Annotated in this window: 15 protein-coding genes and 1 pseudogene; 4 read left to right on the forward strand and 12 right to left on the reverse strand. The window is 39.5% G+C overall.

The genetic code is table 11. The features are described 5' to 3' along the window. Window positions 1–196 precede the first annotated feature (196 nt). The 9 genes and pseudogenes from G7074_RS00130 to G7074_RS00165 form a co-directional block, all read right to left on the reverse strand. A complete protein-coding gene (locus G7074_RS00130; RefSeq protein WP_124558608.1) occupies window positions 197–1,327 on the reverse strand; it encodes a FecR family protein in 1,131 nt (376 codons plus the stop codon). A 150-nt stretch (window positions 1,328–1,477) separates the two neighbouring features. Further along, window positions 1,478–2,053: an RNA polymerase sigma factor gene (locus G7074_RS00135; protein WP_124558609.1), complete on the reverse strand. Its 576-nt coding sequence runs from the start codon at window positions 2,051–2,053 to the stop codon at window positions 1,478–1,480. Between the two features lie 109 nt (window positions 2,054–2,162). Next, the gene (locus G7074_RS00140) at window positions 2,163–3,623 is read right to left on the reverse strand and encodes a GDSL-type esterase/lipase family protein (protein WP_124558610.1); all 1,461 of its coding nucleotides are present in this window, start codon (window positions 3,621–3,623) and stop codon (window positions 2,163–2,165) included. A gap of 349 nt (window positions 3,624–3,972) precedes the next feature. After that, window positions 3,973–5,256, reverse strand: coding sequence for a sugar MFS transporter (locus G7074_RS00145; protein WP_124558611.1), 1,284 nt, complete (start codon window positions 5,254–5,256; stop codon window positions 3,973–3,975). 109 nt (window positions 5,257–5,365) lie between these two features. Beyond that, window positions 5,366–7,726 (reverse strand): glycoside hydrolase family 95-like protein, encoded by a 2,361-nt coding sequence (locus tag G7074_RS00150; protein WP_166205961.1) that lies wholly within the window; start codon window positions 7,724–7,726, stop codon window positions 5,366–5,368. Window positions 7,727–8,266: 540 nt separating this feature from the next. Further along, window positions 8,267–8,686, reverse strand: a complete 420-nt coding sequence (locus G7074_RS00155) for a hypothetical protein (protein ID WP_124558613.1) — start codon at window positions 8,684–8,686, stop codon at window positions 8,267–8,269. Window positions 8,687–9,175: 489 nt separating this feature from the next. After that, a pseudogene (locus G7074_RS00160) lies at window positions 9,176–9,631 on the reverse strand (dihydrofolate reductase family protein); the annotation flags it as partial. Window positions 9,632–9,865: 234 nt separating this feature from the next. Further along, complete coding sequence (locus tag G7074_RS26435) at window positions 9,866–10,132, reverse strand: pentapeptide repeat-containing protein (protein WP_205944128.1); 267 nt, start codon at window positions 10,130–10,132, stop codon at window positions 9,866–9,868. Further along, window positions 10,108–10,764 carry a pentapeptide repeat-containing protein gene (locus tag G7074_RS00165; RefSeq protein ID WP_240916420.1) on the reverse strand — a complete coding sequence of 219 codons (657 nt, stop codon included), beginning with the start codon at window positions 10,762–10,764 and terminating at the stop codon, window positions 10,108–10,110. Before G7074_RS00165 ends, G7074_RS26435 begins: the two co-directional genes overlap by 25 nt. 311 nt (window positions 10,765–11,075) lie before the next feature. Here G7074_RS00165 and G7074_RS00170 point away from each other — a divergent pair, with 311 nt between their 5' ends. Beyond that, the gene (locus tag G7074_RS00170; RefSeq protein ID WP_124558616.1) at window positions 11,076–11,969 is read left to right on the forward strand and encodes a winged helix-turn-helix domain-containing protein; all 894 of its coding nucleotides are present in this window, start codon (window positions 11,076–11,078) and stop codon (window positions 11,967–11,969) included. A 183-nt stretch (window positions 11,970–12,152) separates the two neighbouring features. Then, window positions 12,153–12,785 carry a TetR/AcrR family transcriptional regulator gene (locus G7074_RS00175; protein ID WP_124558617.1) on the forward strand — a complete coding sequence of 211 codons (633 nt, stop codon included), beginning with the start codon at window positions 12,153–12,155 and terminating at the stop codon, window positions 12,783–12,785. Window positions 12,786–13,025: 240 nt separating this feature from the next. Here the strand turns inward: G7074_RS00175 and G7074_RS00180 are convergent, their stop codons facing one another. Beyond that, entirely contained in the window at window positions 13,026–13,460 is a 435-nt protein-coding gene (locus G7074_RS00180; RefSeq protein WP_166205964.1) for a VOC family protein, read from the reverse strand. 396 nt (window positions 13,461–13,856) lie between these two features. Between G7074_RS00180 and G7074_RS00185 the strand changes: the two genes are divergently transcribed. Further along, window positions 13,857–14,156, forward strand: coding sequence for a hypothetical protein (locus G7074_RS00185; RefSeq protein ID WP_166205967.1), 300 nt, complete (start codon window positions 13,857–13,859; stop codon window positions 14,154–14,156). 198 nt (window positions 14,157–14,354) lie between these two features. Here G7074_RS00185 and G7074_RS00190 read toward each other — a convergent pair whose 3' ends face one another. Together G7074_RS00190 and G7074_RS00195 are read right to left on the reverse strand one after the other, a co-directional pair. Continuing rightward, window positions 14,355–14,813: a GyrI-like domain-containing protein gene (locus tag G7074_RS00190; protein WP_124558620.1), complete on the reverse strand. Its 459-nt coding sequence runs from the start codon at window positions 14,811–14,813 to the stop codon at window positions 14,355–14,357. Between the two features lie 51 nt (window positions 14,814–14,864). Beyond that, on the reverse strand, window positions 14,865–15,578 hold the full coding sequence (locus tag G7074_RS00195; protein WP_124558621.1) for a YafY family protein: 714 nt from the start codon (window positions 15,576–15,578) through the stop codon (window positions 14,865–14,867). A gap of 221 nt (window positions 15,579–15,799) precedes the next feature. On the opposite strand from G7074_RS00195, the gene G7074_RS00200 reads away from it, so the two are divergent. Beyond that, on the forward strand, window positions 15,800–16,336 hold the full coding sequence (locus G7074_RS00200; protein WP_124558622.1) for a DUF2975 domain-containing protein: 537 nt from the start codon (window positions 15,800–15,802) through the stop codon (window positions 16,334–16,336). The last annotated feature ends 1 nt before the right edge of the window (window position 16,337 follow it).

The raw sequence follows: 16,337 nt of genomic DNA on the forward strand, positions 1-16,337 counted from the left end.
AGATTGATATTCAGTCGGTCTTTTCGGGATTATTTCCCGTTCAGGATGGTACCCAGGCATTTGCGTAGAGGGGCTAGAACACCTCTACGCTTTATGGTACCTCTCCTATAAGCTGAGTCAGCTCTTTGGTTGTAGATTTTTCTTCATCTGTTTGGTTTAGTTTAGTTTATGGTTCTAATTAATTGATTATAATTTGCTAGGCTTTTGATACGATAATATTTTTGCCCTGTATCGTAAATTTCAATAAGCCTGTTTTTTCCAGTTTATCAAGCAACATGGTTATATCTGCAAAGCGCGAAACAGAGCCGCTTACTTTTACGTGTTTAACATCATCCTGATAAACAACATCTACGTTGTACCACCTGGATACTTCACGCATAACGGTTTCTATATCTTCGCTATGGAAACTGAATTTGTTATCTTTCCAATATATTGCCTCTTCGGGGTTCACTGTTTCTACCCGAATTATACCGTTGCTTAATACGGCCTGCTCTCCCGGAACCAGCACCTTATACTGATTTGCTTGTTCGGCAATCGGAGAAACTTTTACGCTACCTTCAAGCAGTGTTGTTTTTGTAGCGGGTTCATCGTTATAGCTATTAATGTTAAAATGTGTACCCAGTACTTCTACCTTTTGATTTCCGCTAAAAACTTCAAATGGATGCTTCTTGTTTTTCGCAACCTCAAAATAAGCCTCTCCAACTAATTTAATCTTCCTTCGGGCAGTGTGGTTCAAGCCTGTAGAATAAGTAATGGATGATGATGCATTGAGGTAAACCAACGATCCATCTGGTAGCACCACACTGTATTGCTGTCCTTTTGCTGTCGATAAGGTGTTGTAAACGCTGGTATCGGCCGCGTTTCCTATAATGTTATACATCAACTTCCCATCTGCTGTTTTGGTTATCCGTACACCATGTTCGGTTATGGCATTGTTATTTAAAGTATTTGACAGCATAATTTTTTTGCCATTAGCTAAAATAAGTGTTGCCGTTTGCTCGCCAGGCTTAATAGTATTGCTAGTAGCTCCGATACTGCTCTGCTGCAAATACATTTTATAAAAAAACAATCCTCCAAGTGCGGCTACAAATGCTGCCGCCGCCCAATACCTGAAACGGAAATTAGCCACGTGTACAACCTTAGTACCTGGTGCTTCTGCTGCAATCACATTCCACATCTCCTTTTCTACCTGTTCAAAATCTTCATCTCCTAACTTTATATCTTCCGTTTCATGTAAATGATGAAACCAGTTTTGTAGTATTAATATTTCTGCGTCGGAGCATTGCCCGGTTTTATATTTCGCTAATAGTTTTTCGGCGTTATTCATGGTGGTTTGTTTTGGCGCTAATTATATCCATGACAGTTAAGGGAAGCTATACAGTGACAAGGTTTTTATTTTTTTCTAACAAAAACACCAACTCAAACACAAAACACTGCATATCAACACATTAAACACAAACAAGAAATAGAATAAATTTTAGTAAAAGAAGCCTAACAGGATAAAAAGAGGGCCTAATTTGTCTCTCATAGTTTTCAGTGCCCTTTTCATTTGGGTATTTACGGTATCCTCTGAGATATTCATCTCGGCTGCGATTTCTTTATAAGTTTTATGTTCTTTACGGCTTAACAAAAATACCTGGCGCATTTTAGGAGGAAGCGCATTGATTTCGTTATCAATTAGTGCCGCAATTTCTTTTTCCCTGATCAGGTAATCGGTATCTGAGGCATGGGTACCCAGAAAATCGTTTAAAGAATCGATGTATTTTTGTTCAATCTGCTGGTGTGCAAATATATTGAGTGCCCGGTTACGAACAGACTGATAAAGATATCCTGCTAATGAGCTATTAAATGACAGGTGCAGGTGGCGGTTCCATAGCTGAATAAATACTTCTTGCACCGCGTCTTTAGCTTCTTCCCTATTTCGAAGTTTTTTGTATGCATATAGAAACAACAGGCTATTGTAACGCTTATAAATTTCGATATAGGCCGGGCGATCTCCTTCTTTAAGAAGTGAGCAAAGCTCCTGATCACTATAATCCCTGTATATATCCATGTTTCTCTTTCAAATTTATGTCTTAGAAACTACGAATACAATAAAAAGCTAGCGAAATACCAAAAAAAACGGGCAAAAGGAAATATATCCTTTAAACCAACAAATCATTTTATTTCTGCTTCAACATTTCATTGGAAGGTGCAAAGGTAACCTTCTGCCCTGTTGCCCTCAAAATAAAATCTGTAATGGGCGTAGGATTTGGTAAACTATGTGGGTGGTGGTTCACATTTGGTTTGTGGATTACCTTAATATCTCCACCGTTTTCGCGTACTATTTTTTCGAATGGTGTTGTATTTTCAGCAATTGGCACCACATTATCTACATCGCCAACTACATGCAACATCGGGAAGCCGAGCCGGGCAATTTTTGCGGCATTATCTATGGGGTTTTGATTAAAGCGATTGGCTTCTTCATCGTTTAGCTGGTAATCCTTTTTAAAAATTTCCCAATCGGTTTTACTCCCCGGGCCTTTACCCTTACCTCCGGGCCAGCTTTTTAAATCGAGAACAGGTGCATCTGCATAAATACAGGCCACTTTATCCGGATTGGCCAACGCCCAGTTGTACACATAAACACCGCCACGGCTCATACCTTCTAAAGCTACTTTTTTATTCATTCCGCCCTGCCTCATCAGTGCATAAAACCTGTTCCACAATGTAATGGCTTCGGCATTGCCAAAAAGCTCGGCAACATCACAGTAAACAACATGAAAACCACGTTCGAGCAGCGAGACATCAGTTTGTGGTTCGTGACCCCAGAAACGTGCACGCCACACCCAGGGATGCCCTTTTGCCACTATTTTTGGTTTAACCACCTTACAATCGCGGCCATTAAACTTAAAACTGGCACACTCAAAACCATAAAAACTGGTGATGTTCTGCTCTGCTTTTATTTTAGTATAAATGTCGAAATTTTCTGTTCCCTTTTGTGTTATGGTTTCGTATAAACGTGATGCAATAATGGTTGCGCCTGCTGCTGATGGATGAATTTTATCCGGAAACAGTTCTTCCTTATCTACAAACAGGGGGTGTAGATTAATGAGCACTAGTTTTTCGTCAAAAGCTACCTGCTGTATCATTGGAATAATGCGATTTACCAGCACACGATCTGAAATAGAACTGGTATCGGCATTAAATGTAGCTACCGGCGCAACTAAAATAATGCGTGGTTTACCAGGCAATTGCCTAAAACTGTTAATCATCGCTTTATACGTACTATCAAACTCCCCATATCTGTTTCTATACTGACCCTTACTGTCGTTGGTTCCTAATTTGATGAGCACAATATTGGGTTCGCTTTTTAAGGCATCGGCGTAGGCCTTTGTTTTCCAGTAACTGTTAGCGGTGTTTTTTAACAAGGTAGCGCCACTATGACCAAAATTCATGACCTGATAATTATTGCCCAACATGCTTTGCAGTTGTGCAGGGTAACTGCCTTTTTCGCGGTTAGCGAGCCCCATACCATAGGTAATACTGTTCCCAATACAGGCTACTTTAATTTTTTGTTGAGCGTTAAGGGAGAAAAAGATTCCCCATAGTATCAGGGTAAAAAAAATGTGCTTTATGCGCATAGCAGGGTTATTGGTATTTGTGGTTTTATTGCCTTTTTCTAATGTGATTTGACTTGCCGGAGTGAGCTTTTAATTAGCTAGTGTATAGATAAAGGTTGCATACACTGGAAATCTATCACACTGAGCCTGTCAAAGCGTTGAAATGCTTCGTAAGGTATTAAGGCAGGTCCTTCGACAGGCTATTATTGATAGATCCAATAGAAGAGTCGTCATTTCGACTGAAGCCAGCAGGTTTTTCACCGATGGTGGAACGCCTGCCCTTACAGACGGGGAGAAATCTATAGAGACAGATTTCTCGACTACGCTGCACTTCGCTCGAAATGACGACTCCGCAAGGGATTACACAACCTTATACAGTCGTATTTAAATTGGCTACTTGTTTGCTTTTTCGGGCGCGCATATAAATTACCAATAAGCCAAAGGCTACAATAAGTATAATTGGAATGGTAAGCGTAGCCTGTAAAACTTCAGGTCCGGCCAGTTTTTTGGCTTCGCTCAGTGCCAGCCCTTGCTCAGTGTCGCCGGCAGCTTTAAAATAAGTTCCTAAATCAGCTCCCTGTGGCAGGTGTTTAACAATCAGCCCGTCGTAAAAACTGCCCATAAAAATGGTATATACTGATACGGCGAACATTCCTGCGCCACCCATTAGGTTTAAGCCTAACGCACCCGATTGCGGGATATTTTCGGCCACAAAACCAATCATGGTAGGCCAGAAATAACAAACACCAATACCAAAAATAATGGCTGCGAAAAAAATGGCATTTCCGGTTAGCGTGCTTAGCAAATAAAGCCCTGTGGCGGCAAATATTGCCGAAAGCAACAGCACGCCTTGTGGTGCAAGTTTCTTAACTACCGGCTCGGCAAAGCCCCTGCCAATTACCATAATACCTGTAGTAAGTGTAAGCAATAAAATGGCATTGCTGGTTACGTTTTTAAGTAGCAATCCAATCCATTGACCGGTAAATAATTCGGTAATGGCGGTGCCAAACATGCAGATAAACATGAAAATAAACAATGGCGATACTACTGCTTTATACATATCCTTGCTCGAGTAGCCTGATGATACCCGCTCGGTTACAGGGAAATCGAGTTTCGAAAACAGGTAACCATAAATTAAGGTTGGAATAAGCATCATGGCCACCTGTATTTTCCAGCCCAGGCCAATTTGCGTAAAGAAAGTAACCAATAAGGTACCGATTACAATACCACCCGGAAACCATAAATGAAAGTGATTTAAGCGCGTGGTTTTGTTCTCAGGATATAGTGTTGCCACCAGCGGGTTACATGCTGCTTCTACCAAACCATTGGCAATACCAATAAGCAGGGTAGAAAAAAACAATGTCCAGTAGCCCTGTGCATAAACAGTTAGTATAATGCCCGAAAGGTGAAACAGAAAGGCCAATACGAGCAACCGTTTCATCCCGATAATATCAACAATAAATCCACCGATTACAATGGCCAGCGGGAATCCCCAGAAAGCGGTTGCGGTAATGGTGCCCAGTTGTGTTGCACTTAACTGAAAATCAATTCCCAGTTGGTTCATCATTCCGGCACGGATACCGAACGATAGCGAGGTGACCAATAGCGCAAGGCAGCTTGACCAAAATAATTTGGTCGTTTGAATTTTACTCATAAGTTTGGTTTTATTTGGTTTAGTTTTTATTATTTACAAGTGCTAACACTCGTAACACAATTTTAATCAATTTTTCGGAATAACTGTTGACACCTGAACATCAATGCTTTTAATTTAATTTTAACTGCTGAAGCATGTAAATACCTCCGGGTTTTGTTGCAAAGCTATACCGGTTGCCAACATGGCTTACAGCTATTGGCTTCCCATTTTCGGTAACGCGGATGTCGTCTCCTTTCCAGGGGTTATCAATGTAGCACCGGGTACCTCTTTCGCTGCTTATTTCGAGCTTCGAAACCTGCGTACCATCATAACTGGCCGAAACCAGGAAAGCCCCTTTTGTACGCAAACGGGTAAATGATGCCTCCTGCTTAATCCAGTTCGGAAATAAATATAAAGTACTATCGAGGTTTTGCAGCATCATGGAATTAATGGTTTCGATCAAGGTAGTTTTCTCTGCACCGTGATGCCCATCGTTAATTAAAAAATTGGCCTTAGCCCTGCCAACCTGTGCTTTCAGGTTTTCGATAATGATATCGGGATTAAAGCCCACCCGGGCGGCCATAATAAACCCGCTTAAGCCCAAGGCATTCATAGAGCCCAGGAAACCATTTTGCGAAACCTCATAATACTCAACCGTATTTTTGGCAATCTGCAAGGTATCGGGGTTCGAAAGCAAATTGAGTACTTCGCAGGGATATACCGGATGCATTTGGATCATGTGATTGGGTAAATCCCAGCCGGCTTCGTTCTTGGCAAAAACAGGCAAGCCTTTATTAGGTGTTTTAGTGGGTTGTATTACTTTATATTTGGGCAGGTGCGTAAGAATATCGGTCCATAATGCCCTGCGATTGGCATCTACATTCAATTGCTTACTGTATTTAAGGAGTAAACTAAAGGTCTGTGCTACAAAGCCTAAATCGGACGGTGGATTTAAATCCCAGCTGCTTTCGTGTGCACCGGTGGTGATGGAGTAACGGTAAGAATCGCCGTAAGCTTCTTTAGTGAGGTAGTCTTCATAAAAGTCGCCACATTCGCGGATAAAGGGATAGGCCCGTTTTTTCAGGAAATCGAGATCGCCGGTATATTCGTAATACCAGCTGAAAAGCGGCACATTGAAAGGTGCATTCATGGTTTGCTGCCAATAATAATTATAGGGTACGCCTATACCTAATCCGCCTACCAGAAAGAGCACACCCCGTGCCGATTTACCTGCCAGCGATTGATGAACACTGCCCAGATCGGTTTGGGCACGCCTTTTTCCATCGGGCACAATAGATTCGATGAAATTGTAAAAAGGTTTGGCAATTTCGGGTCTGTTGGCCGAAAACACACTGTAAAAACCTGCCTGGCTGTTGTAGTTTAAGTGGATATCGCCATGGTACATCATTTTATCGTCCATGTTCCAAACCCCATACATGCCGCCACAGGCCGGCGAGTGCTCATTGTAAGCCGATGCCAGAAAATAAATAGACGAGAGGTAATGCCTGTTGAGCAAATCGTCGTTCGTTTCTACATAAGATCTGCTCCACATATCTTTCCACCAGGCAGTTTTGGCTGCTTTTAGGGTATTAATGCCTGTATTATTGATCGATTTTAACCGTGCGTAAGCCCCAGCTAGCTTAGCATCATTGTTTTTTCCGCCTCCAGAAAGGTAGGTAATTACAAATACGGGTTTGGTATTGGTAAGTACAAAGAAGGTATTAACCTTTGATTTAGAACCCAAACTTAATACAGCAGTTGCGCCAACAATGCGGGTAGATACACCTGCTTTCGAAATCCACCTTACATCGGTTGTTTTGGTTTGACGTGTAACCTGCCCTACCTGATTGTTAATTGCGGCATGGGTTGCATAGGTTGCTGTAGCAGTATCGGCAAATGTTTCTACCGATATACTCACAGGTATTTTTGAAGTGGTAGTAAGCTCGGTAACTATAATATTTTCGTTTACGGCCATCCAGCTTTTCATGTTTACAGGTTGGACTGTGGCTGTAGCCATGCGCAATTCGTTTCCTAGCTGGTCCATCTGGTAATTAAAACCTGTAGCAATAGCAGGCGAATTCACAGTAATTTGTACACCACCTACTGGCAATGCTGCGGGCCCGTTACCTGCCCAGTCGCTCCAGCCATCGGTTACAAAATCTACCTTCGAGAGGTGAAAGGTCTGGCTGTTCTCTGCTGTGTGGGAAACCACACCGACATCGCCATTGCCCATGTATGGTCCTATGGGTGCATTATTGGTTTTAATGCTGTTATAACTGAAAGGCGCATTCCAGGTAGCGGTAAGCAGCTGCTTCTTTTTGGTAAAGAATTCTGCATCGGCTTTGGCTTGTTTAGCGGCTATTATCTTTTGGTTTACCTGGCCGGAAAGTTTATTTGCATTGGTCTGCTGGGCATGTACCAGCAAGCCCCAATTGTATAAAAGGGCTATGGTACCCAGCATTAAAACGCTGTGTTTCTTCTTGATTAGCATATTTGGTTAATTTGTGTGTGTTGTCCTAAATCTGGTGTAGATTCGGGACTTCAAGGAACACATTTATTTGCGCAGTTTGTTTAACGATTTTGCCAAGTTTTTAAATGATATTGGCATTATGTACAGACATGCACCAAATAAGCAGAGTGCTGTTAATTTTTAACCAGATACGACATTTAAGCTTCAATATGTTAATATGACTTACATGGTTAAATAGCAGGGTTTATTTTTTACCACCTAAGACATCTAAGGGAATTGTCAATGCTGAGGGTCAATTTATTTCATAAAAATCAATATGAATAACAGCCCATTCAAGGTCGTCATTTCGAGCGAAGTGCAGCGTAGTCGAGAAATCTGTCTTTATAGATTTCTCCGTTCCACTACTGGTGAAAAACCGGTTGGCTTCAGTCGAAATGACGATTCTTCTGATGGGTCTGTCATTAATGGAGCAGCGAAGCATCTTCTTCCGTTCGCAATACAGAATATGTGCTTCGACTAAGGTTTTAGCAGTAGCCTGGCTTATGTTAGGATAAGCTTTTTTTATTTAAAAATGAGAATAAAAATATTAATGCAAATAATAATAGAAATTCTGCAACAATTGGCTGAAGTAAAAACATTGCTATTCTTTTTTCTACTTAAAAACAGATATAGTCCCATTGTTAAAAGCAAAATAGCTTCTATCAAATAGAAAAACCAATCCAGTTCGCCAAACATTTTAATTGAACACGAACCAATAATGAACCAGATTAAAGCATGCAAAATGCCAAAAGATATTGATCGAAATATCCTTTTTTCATTTTTAACAGCAAAAAGATACCAGCAAAAAACAAAATAATAAAAAGCTAATAAATAACAAGATACAAGTGCCGGAACAACAGATTTTGTTTCTACTATAAGTGATGAGATAGCTATTCCTCCAAATATTAGTTCTTCAGGTTTAAATACCTTTTTTGAAAACATAAATTACTATGTAAATCTTAATCAACTCCTAATGTCCTTAGTGATCCGGATTGTTATTAGGGCTTATACTTTATTAAACTTTTCAGTTTCTGATTAATCATTAAACCACGAATCAAAAATGTATTAAGCCTTCAGGTTTTAGTTTTCCTGAAGATGCTTAACATTTTACCTTTTTCTTCTTAAAAACCTGATAATTAAGAACAATATATAAATTAAAAATACCGTATTAAACAATGTCCATAAGACCATGGACCATGAGATGGCGTTAACTTCCATAATTACAAAAATCTGCTTGTTTGAGTGATTTGAATAACAACGATTTTAAATTTTATTTGCTGCGTGTATATTTTGCCCGAACATTCGGCCACAACATTACAGTTAGCAGTTCATTGTACCCTCAAATATAATTAATTCATATTATTGTTACAGCTTTGTCCAAACTGGTACAAGCGCCAACGCCCGCAGCAGCTGCCTTACTCATATCATCATTCAAATCCTTTCGTACCGCAACACCACGCAACCATTACTCAAAGTTTGCGTGCCTGCAAGATTTAACCCCAGATGCACAGGCAATTGCATTTCAGCAAACAAACGTCTCCCTTGCCCAACCATTAGCGGGTGCACAACCAGATGAAACTCATCTACCAAGCCCAGCTCAATTAACCGTGCAGGTAACTCAACCCCTCCGGTAGAAATTGCTTTGCCAGGTTGCTGCTTTAGTTTGAGTATTTCTTCTTTCAGGTTATCGCCAATAATTGTGGTTTGCCTGTCGTCTACCTCTTTTAAAGTACGCGAAACCATTACCCGATCTAAAACTGAAAACACTTTGGCAAATGCATTGGCAGCTCGGCCCATCGATTGATTTTGTGCAATCCCAGGCCAAAAAGGTACCATAAGTTCGTAGGTTTTCCGGCCGTAAATTACCAGATCAACACTTTCCAGTAGTTCCCTAAAATAGTCTTAAATTTCGTCGCCACCTGTAAATTTGGTATGATCACAACAGCCATCTAAAGTGATGTTAATGCCATAAATCAGCTTTCTCATTCCGATAATTTTGTTCTGCTTAAAATTAGGAAAGTTTCGGCATTTTTTTCTGTCCTCAAATCTTTCAAAATTCGATTAACGCTAAGATCTGGCCTAAACAATAATCCGGAATGTAATTTTGTCATCTTGTTTGTTTTAGATTATCCTCACTCCTGACAAATCCACTCCTACACCTTTTAAAGCAGCATAAGTTAATTTATCCATTGCTGCGCCATTAAAGCAGATGGTTTTGAGCACACGGTAATATTTATTCGTCAACGCATACTGGGCACGAAAAGATACATTCCGTAATGTAGCTCCTTTGAACGAGGTTTCATGTAAAGCAGTATTGTTAAATTTTACTCCGGTAAAAACCTGATCATCAAAACATACACCGCTCAGATCTGAATATTTGAAATCCACCCTTCAAAAACGCAATTTTCAAATAGTGTTGTTCTGAGATCGGTCTTACCTAGCTTGGTACCAGTTAAATTAGCGCCGATAAATCTTGTCCCCATCAAACCCGACCTGCTAAATTCGGTACCTGTTAAACTGGTGCCATTGAAACTTGCATCTGCCAGATCTACGGCAGCAAATACACAATCCTTCAAATTTGCACCATCAAAATTGGCCTCGCGCAAATCACTGGCAATAAAGGAACTACCAGTCAAGTCTGCCTTAGAAAAATTAGAACCTCGCAAGGCACTTCCTTTAAACTTTCTTTTATGTGCAATAATCTCCGAAAAGTCACTATCAGGCAGGTTGCTCCCACTAAAACTAACCAGGTCGTGGGCATCAGTCAAGCCGGGAGAGCCGGGGCTTTCGGTCTGCTTCGTCTCTCCGTCAGACGCAAAATCCTCAGAAAAATAATTCAGGTCTACACCAAACACCTTTGCAAGCCTGTTAAATGTAATCAGGTCGGGAATCGACTCGCCACGCTCCCACTTACCAACAGCCTGTGGGCTGATAAATAATTGCTGTGCTAGTTCTGCCTGCGACTTATTGAGTTTTTTTCTTGCTTCGGATATTTTATTACCGATCATCTTCATTTCCATAATACTGCTTTTAATAATCTTTTAAAGACTCAAAGATAATCTACCTCAATAGCCAAATCGCTAGAAGTACAGCAACTTCTGGTTGTTTAATACGCTACCTGTAGTTGTTTTTTTTACAAATACAGGTTATATAGCTTGCGTTAGCCTTTTATATCAAATCTCTCGACTATAAAATAAGCTGAATAGCGCAAATTAAAATGATCTCTTTACAATTACACAGGCAGTCGGATTAAAGTTATCAAATTACAAATTCAGTAAATCAACAAATTTTCAAATAAAAATGTAAACTTTGTAAATAAAAACCTGACAATATGCAGCTTAACCAAAATATCCTCTCGGGGAAAAGAAAGTACCTCTGCGGATTGGTATTACTCGTGTTTATTACCATAATCGGTGCAGCTTCTGGTATGACTGGCAGTAACGACTTTGATATGGCCAGAAGAGAGGTTTTGCTCCGCAAGCTCGGGCATGAACTACTCTTACAGTCGGGCGATAGCACATCGAGGGTACTCCCGGTAAAAAAGATCGCCAAAAATGAGTACCAGATCAGGTTTGAAAACGAGCTTACTTTTAGAACTGACTCCCTGGTGAATACCACACGGCGTTTGTTGGCCAAAGCCCCATTCGCGAGTGATTATATTGTCAATATTCAGAATAGTGGCAGCTCAAGCATAGTTTATGGATATGCTATCTCCAAAAATAAAAATGATGATATTGTAGCATGTAAGGGAAGGCTGCAGCCTAAAGGACGCTACATGGTTAACGTAAAATTTAAACCGATTGGCATAAATACCGGAAAGAATGGATATCTTTTGGGTAGCCTGCCATTTTTAGCATTTATTGGCTTTATTTTTTTGAAATCGGTTAAACCACGAAGGACTTTACCTGGTAACGATCAAAATACTGACATCTTAGCTTTAGGATCATTTTTGTTTGATGCAAAGAACCATAAACTGACAATAAATGAAAAGACGATAAACCTGACTGGAACTGAAACACGTTTGCTGCTTATTTTTGCATTGTCTCCTAACGAGACTATAGCGCGAAGCCGCCTGCAAAAAGAAATATGGGAAGATGAAGGTGTTATTGTAGGGCGTAGTTTGGATATGTTCATATCAAAGCTCAGAAAAAAACTGGAATTCGATCCGAATATTAAAATTGTTGTTATACGTAGCAAAGGATACAGGCTGGAAACCAGTGCTTAAAAAAGATTAATAAATTACCCCCATGGGAGATACTATTATCTTCCTGAAAATATATGCCAAACTATTCTGTATCGGATATTCTTTTCTAATGTTCCTTTACAATTTACCAATTTTATCAACAACTGCTCAGGGGTATTTAATTATCATTTAAAAATTGCAAATTGCAAGAAATAAACCAATCCGATGACCAGGAAAACTACTGATGGCCCTTTAAGAAACAAAGAGAGAACAAAAAAAGCAATGGTCTCAGCAGTGGGTAAAATCCTGGTTAAGGACGGATTTAAAGGCCTGAATGTTAGTAAAGTTGCAGCAAAAGCTAAAATCGACCGCAAATTAATCTACGATTATTTTGGCGGCATGGAAGGATTGGTTAAGGAATACCTAAACACCAGGGATTTCTGGGCATCTAACACCGAGCAAATCGAACAGGCTATACCAGAAAATATCGAAGATCTGGGTAAAGCAGCAACCTACGATGTACTGGAAAAACAGCTTGATTCGCTGATGGAAAATGCAGAAATGCGCAGCATCATTACCTGGGCGCTTTGCGAGAACCTGAAACCCTTAAGAGAACTCAATGAAGATCGGGAGGCACTAGCTGAATCTTTTTTTAGCAATCTGGCCGACGCTTACTTTAAAGATAAGGATAAAAATTTCAGGGCAGTGGTTGCTATTTTGATCAGTGCGAACTATTACATGACCCTGATCAGCCAAATGAACGGCAGTACTATCTGCGGAATCGACATTCAAAAGGAGGAAGACAGGGATGCGGTAAAAAAGACATTTAAACAGATCATTGACTGGGCATACGCTTAAGGGAATATTTGATCTCTTCGCTTTGCATTGAGCTTTCAGCAAACTGCTCACAAACCCTTTTTAAGACAATGTAATAAAAAGCTCATACTTGATTTACAAGAATAGGTAGTATTAAGTTGATGTACTCCAAAAATTGAACAAAAACTTTTGGAGCACACCTCAAAAAGAGCGATTTCTTTGATTGAGAGTTACAGTTTTACACATACAACACGCCTGCGCAAACGAAAGCATATACTGACCTTAACCCTCATAGCCCGGGTCGAACTCTATAATCCACTCAATACCATATTTATCCCTGAACATTCCGGCATAAGTACCCCAGGGGCTATCGTCAATAGGTCCTTCCACTTCTCCTCCGCCTGATAATCCGTTAAATATTTTATCGGCTTCTTCGCGGCTTTCGGTATTCACATATATTTTAGAACGGTTTTCATTTTCGCTTACCTGCCCTAAAAATCCGGGAATATCGTTGGCTATTAATACATTGTTTTTACCGAGTGGCAAGCCGATGTACATTATTTTATTTGCCTCCTCTTCGGCTACCTCAAACCCGGGGCCTGATAAGTCTTTAAAGCGCGTGATTTTTGTAAACTCTCCACCAAAAACTGATTTGTAAAATGTGAATGCTTCTTCGGCATTGCCATTGAAGTTGATCCAGGGATTAATTGCTCTCATGGTTTTATTTTTAGTTTATTTTGTTTGTAAAACAATTTGCCTAGCTATATATCTTGCAACGCTCTTTCTTTCTAAAGTAGATACATAAGCTCCTCAGATAAAGCACCTGAGAATAGGAGATCTTATTCATAAGCCACAAATTAATATTATATCTAAACCCATTTGTAGTGCAAAATTTTCACACCTAAATTAATCATTGAAAGTTCTATTTTATAGAAATATCAGCTAACATTCCAAATGATAATATAATCGGCATTTATACATCAGCAAACTGCCGCTCTATCCGGCTCAATCCCGCAGCTGGCCTATCGCATCATTCTTCGTTAATTTTTGTTAAATACCAAAGCGGAATTTTGCAAAATCATTTTTTTTTATTCTTTTAAAGAAAAAAACAATATGGCAAAAAACTTTTGGGTTGCAATGCTATTAATTATGGTATTGGGCTGTAAAAAAAAGGGTGATGACGATACTACACCTTATAAATGGAAAAGAGACCTTTACAGGGCGCGGGTCCAAAGTGAAGGACCTGCTGTATTCAACTCCAAGGATCCAAATGTTGCCAGAAATCCAGATGCGATATTTTTAAGCTCGAGCTATATTGTTTTAACTGAACACCGCAGGAATGAACAACAGGATAGTATTTTTAATGCCAGTGGAAGAACGCAAGTTTATAAATACGAGAAGGTAAACAATTAAAGATATTACTATTAATGATCTATTTAATTGCCAATCAATTTAAGCCGACAGTCTGGATGATGTTTACCTAAGGTTCGAAAGGGAAACAAAAGTTCCCCTTTTTTACCAGGCATTCGCTCTAAAAAATTGCGGCCTGCCGTTATAGTCATGAGATAGATACAGCCTTGAATTTGGTTTTTGATCTCGCTAGTAAACAGATTATTTCACAGCAATAAAAAAATCAATCTCGGCCTGGTTTGGATTTTTTGCCTTTTCTCCATAAACCTCAAAGTCGCTGGTAAAAACCCTTTTTAGGTCCATACTCCAGATTTCGGCCCATTTATCTCCTACCACACCATTAGAAAGGTTTCCAACAGCCGATAATTTCACATATTTACCACCATCAATTAACTTTCCGGTCATTCCTTGCGGAATATTATCTAAAGTTCCTACCTGACATCCTAAAATTGTGGTATAAGGCCTGGTATGGTCGCTTTCATAATCTGTGTATATAGAATAGATAGTATCATCTGTTTTGTTTGGTATTGCCTGATGAATGCCATCCTTCAAAAACCTATCCCACAGCGCTCCAATATCCTTTATTGCCTGATTGTTTTCATTTGTTGTTCTTACCGCAATTCCGATAACTTTGAACGGTTTAATTTCTATTTTTTCCATGTATTAGAATTTTATACCACAAATTTCACTCATCATGTTGACAAGGGTATGTCAGGGGTTAGCAGAATATTTTTGCCGGCAGATTTCAAAATATTGCTCAAGTGTAATATTATGGGTATCGAATGTTTCGGAAAGTATATTCAAAGTTTTAATCCTGTCAAGCCTAAAAGCACGGTACTCACTCCTTAGGCGACAAAACGCTATCATAAGCCAGTTTTCCTGGGTACTGTACAAAGCAAAAGGCTCAATGGTTCTAAAGGTATTGTTCTCGTATTCATCAGTATAATTGATTTGAGCTAATCGCAGGTTGGTCAATGCAAGCTGAAGATCAGACAAATAATTGCTGGTTTGTTCTTTTTCCTGGTTAATCCTAAAATGAATGCGTTCGGAAAGCAGGTTGGCCTTATTTTTTGTCTGGTTCCTGAGTACAGATTTTATTTTAATAATGGCCTGCTCATACTCCCTGATAAAGGAGGCATCTTTGTTTTTCAATACCAGTTGCTCAGCAGTAATTAAAGCATTCGCTTCTCCTTCAGTTAGCATGACTGGGGGAAGCCTGTAATCTTCCATCAGGGAATACCCTTTCCCATCTAAGGTAAGCACTGGTATCCCGGCCTGCTCCAGGGCTTTAACATCGCGGTAAATGGTTCGGATACTTACCCCGAATTTTTCTGATAGTGATTTTGCTGTTAAAAGACGTTTGGACTGCAATTGTGTTGTAATTGCCGTTAACCTGGAAATGCGCTTGATATCGTTGTTAGTCATACAAGTCAATTTTACACCAGCTAACTTACGTTAAAAAATAACGTGTATTTTCCTGATCTGTTAAAAATAGATTGGTCTGTAGCTCAAGATAGGTTTTGCTGAAAGTCGGCAAAATATAAAAGAAATGATTTTCGTTCAAAATTATTCTTTTATCAAAATAATTTTATTGTTTATCAATAAATATTTATTATTTTTGTCAAATAAATTAAACATTTAGGACAATGTCAAAAAGAAACAACTTCGTATTTAAAGCCCTGCACGTTATTGCCTGGGTAATTTTTGTCGGCTTGTGTATAGAAGCAGGCGGACTGTTGGTTAATTTTATTTTTAGTGTGTTCAAACCCGAGTTTGTGGGCAATCTGTACCAAAAATTAGATCTAAGTAAAATGTACCAGCAAAGCCAACTGGCTTTTTTTGGTATGTATGGTTTTTTATTGGTCGTATCAATTTTAAAGGCAATGCTTTTCTATATTTTGATCATGCTGCTTTACAAACTGGATTTATCCAATCCATTTAACAGCCATGTTGCCAACAAAATCAAAAGCATAGCTTATTACACATTTTCCATCGGCATCATTAGCCTTATTGCCACGCAGGTTGCAAAAGACTTACAGCAACAAGGATACGAAACCGACAAATTAGACCGGTTTTGGGAAGACGGTCAGGCTTTTATTTTGATGGCGGCTGTTGTGTATGTTATATCACAAATTTTTAATAGAGGTGTAGAACTCCAAAACGAAAACGACTTAACTGTATAAC

The organism is Pedobacter sp. HDW13 (assembly GCF_011303555.1).
Lineage (GTDB): Bacteria > Bacteroidota > Bacteroidia > Sphingobacteriales > Sphingobacteriaceae > Pedobacter.

Excerpts from the sequence above, each read along its gene's own strand:
- G7074_RS00155 (WP_124558613.1), bottom strand. The coding sequence starts at position 8,686 with ATGTTTTCAAAAAAGGTATTTAAACCTGAAGAACTAATATTTGGAGGA.
- G7074_RS00190 (WP_124558620.1), bottom strand. The coding sequence starts at position 14,813 with ATGGAAAAAATAGAAATTAAACCGTTCAAAGTTATCGGAATTGCGGTA.
- G7074_RS00130 (WP_124558608.1), bottom strand. The coding sequence starts at position 1,327 with ATGAATAACGCCGAAAAACTATTAGCGAAATATAAAACCGGGCAATGC.
- G7074_RS00165 (WP_240916420.1), bottom strand. The coding sequence starts at position 10,764 with ATGGAAATGAAGATGATCGGTAATAAAATATCCGAAGCAAGAAAAAAA.
- G7074_RS00175 (WP_124558617.1), top strand. The coding sequence starts at position 12,153 with ATGACCAGGAAAACTACTGATGGCCCTTTAAGAAACAAAGAGAGAACA.
- G7074_RS00195 (WP_124558621.1), bottom strand. The coding sequence starts at position 15,578 with ATGACTAACAACGATATCAAGCGCATTTCCAGGTTAACGGCAATTACA.
- G7074_RS00150 (WP_166205961.1), bottom strand. The coding sequence starts at position 7,726 with ATGCTAATCAAGAAGAAACACAGCGTTTTAATGCTGGGTACCATAGCC.
- G7074_RS00200 (WP_124558622.1), top strand. The coding sequence starts at position 15,800 with ATGTCAAAAAGAAACAACTTCGTATTTAAAGCCCTGCACGTTATTGCC.
- G7074_RS00140 (WP_124558610.1), bottom strand. The coding sequence starts at position 3,623 with ATGCGCATAAAGCACATTTTTTTTACCCTGATACTATGGGGAATCTTT.
- G7074_RS00135 (WP_124558609.1), bottom strand. The coding sequence starts at position 2,053 with ATGGATATATACAGGGATTATAGTGATCAGGAGCTTTGCTCACTTCTT.
- G7074_RS00180 (WP_166205964.1), bottom strand. The coding sequence starts at position 13,460 with ATGAGAGCAATTAATCCCTGGATCAACTTCAATGGCAATGCCGAAGAA.
- G7074_RS00145 (WP_124558611.1), bottom strand. The coding sequence starts at position 5,256 with ATGAGTAAAATTCAAACGACCAAATTATTTTGGTCAAGCTGCCTTGCG.
- G7074_RS00185 (WP_166205967.1), top strand. The coding sequence starts at position 13,857 with ATGGCAAAAAACTTTTGGGTTGCAATGCTATTAATTATGGTATTGGGC.
- G7074_RS00170 (WP_124558616.1), top strand. The coding sequence starts at position 11,076 with ATGCAGCTTAACCAAAATATCCTCTCGGGGAAAAGAAAGTACCTCTGC.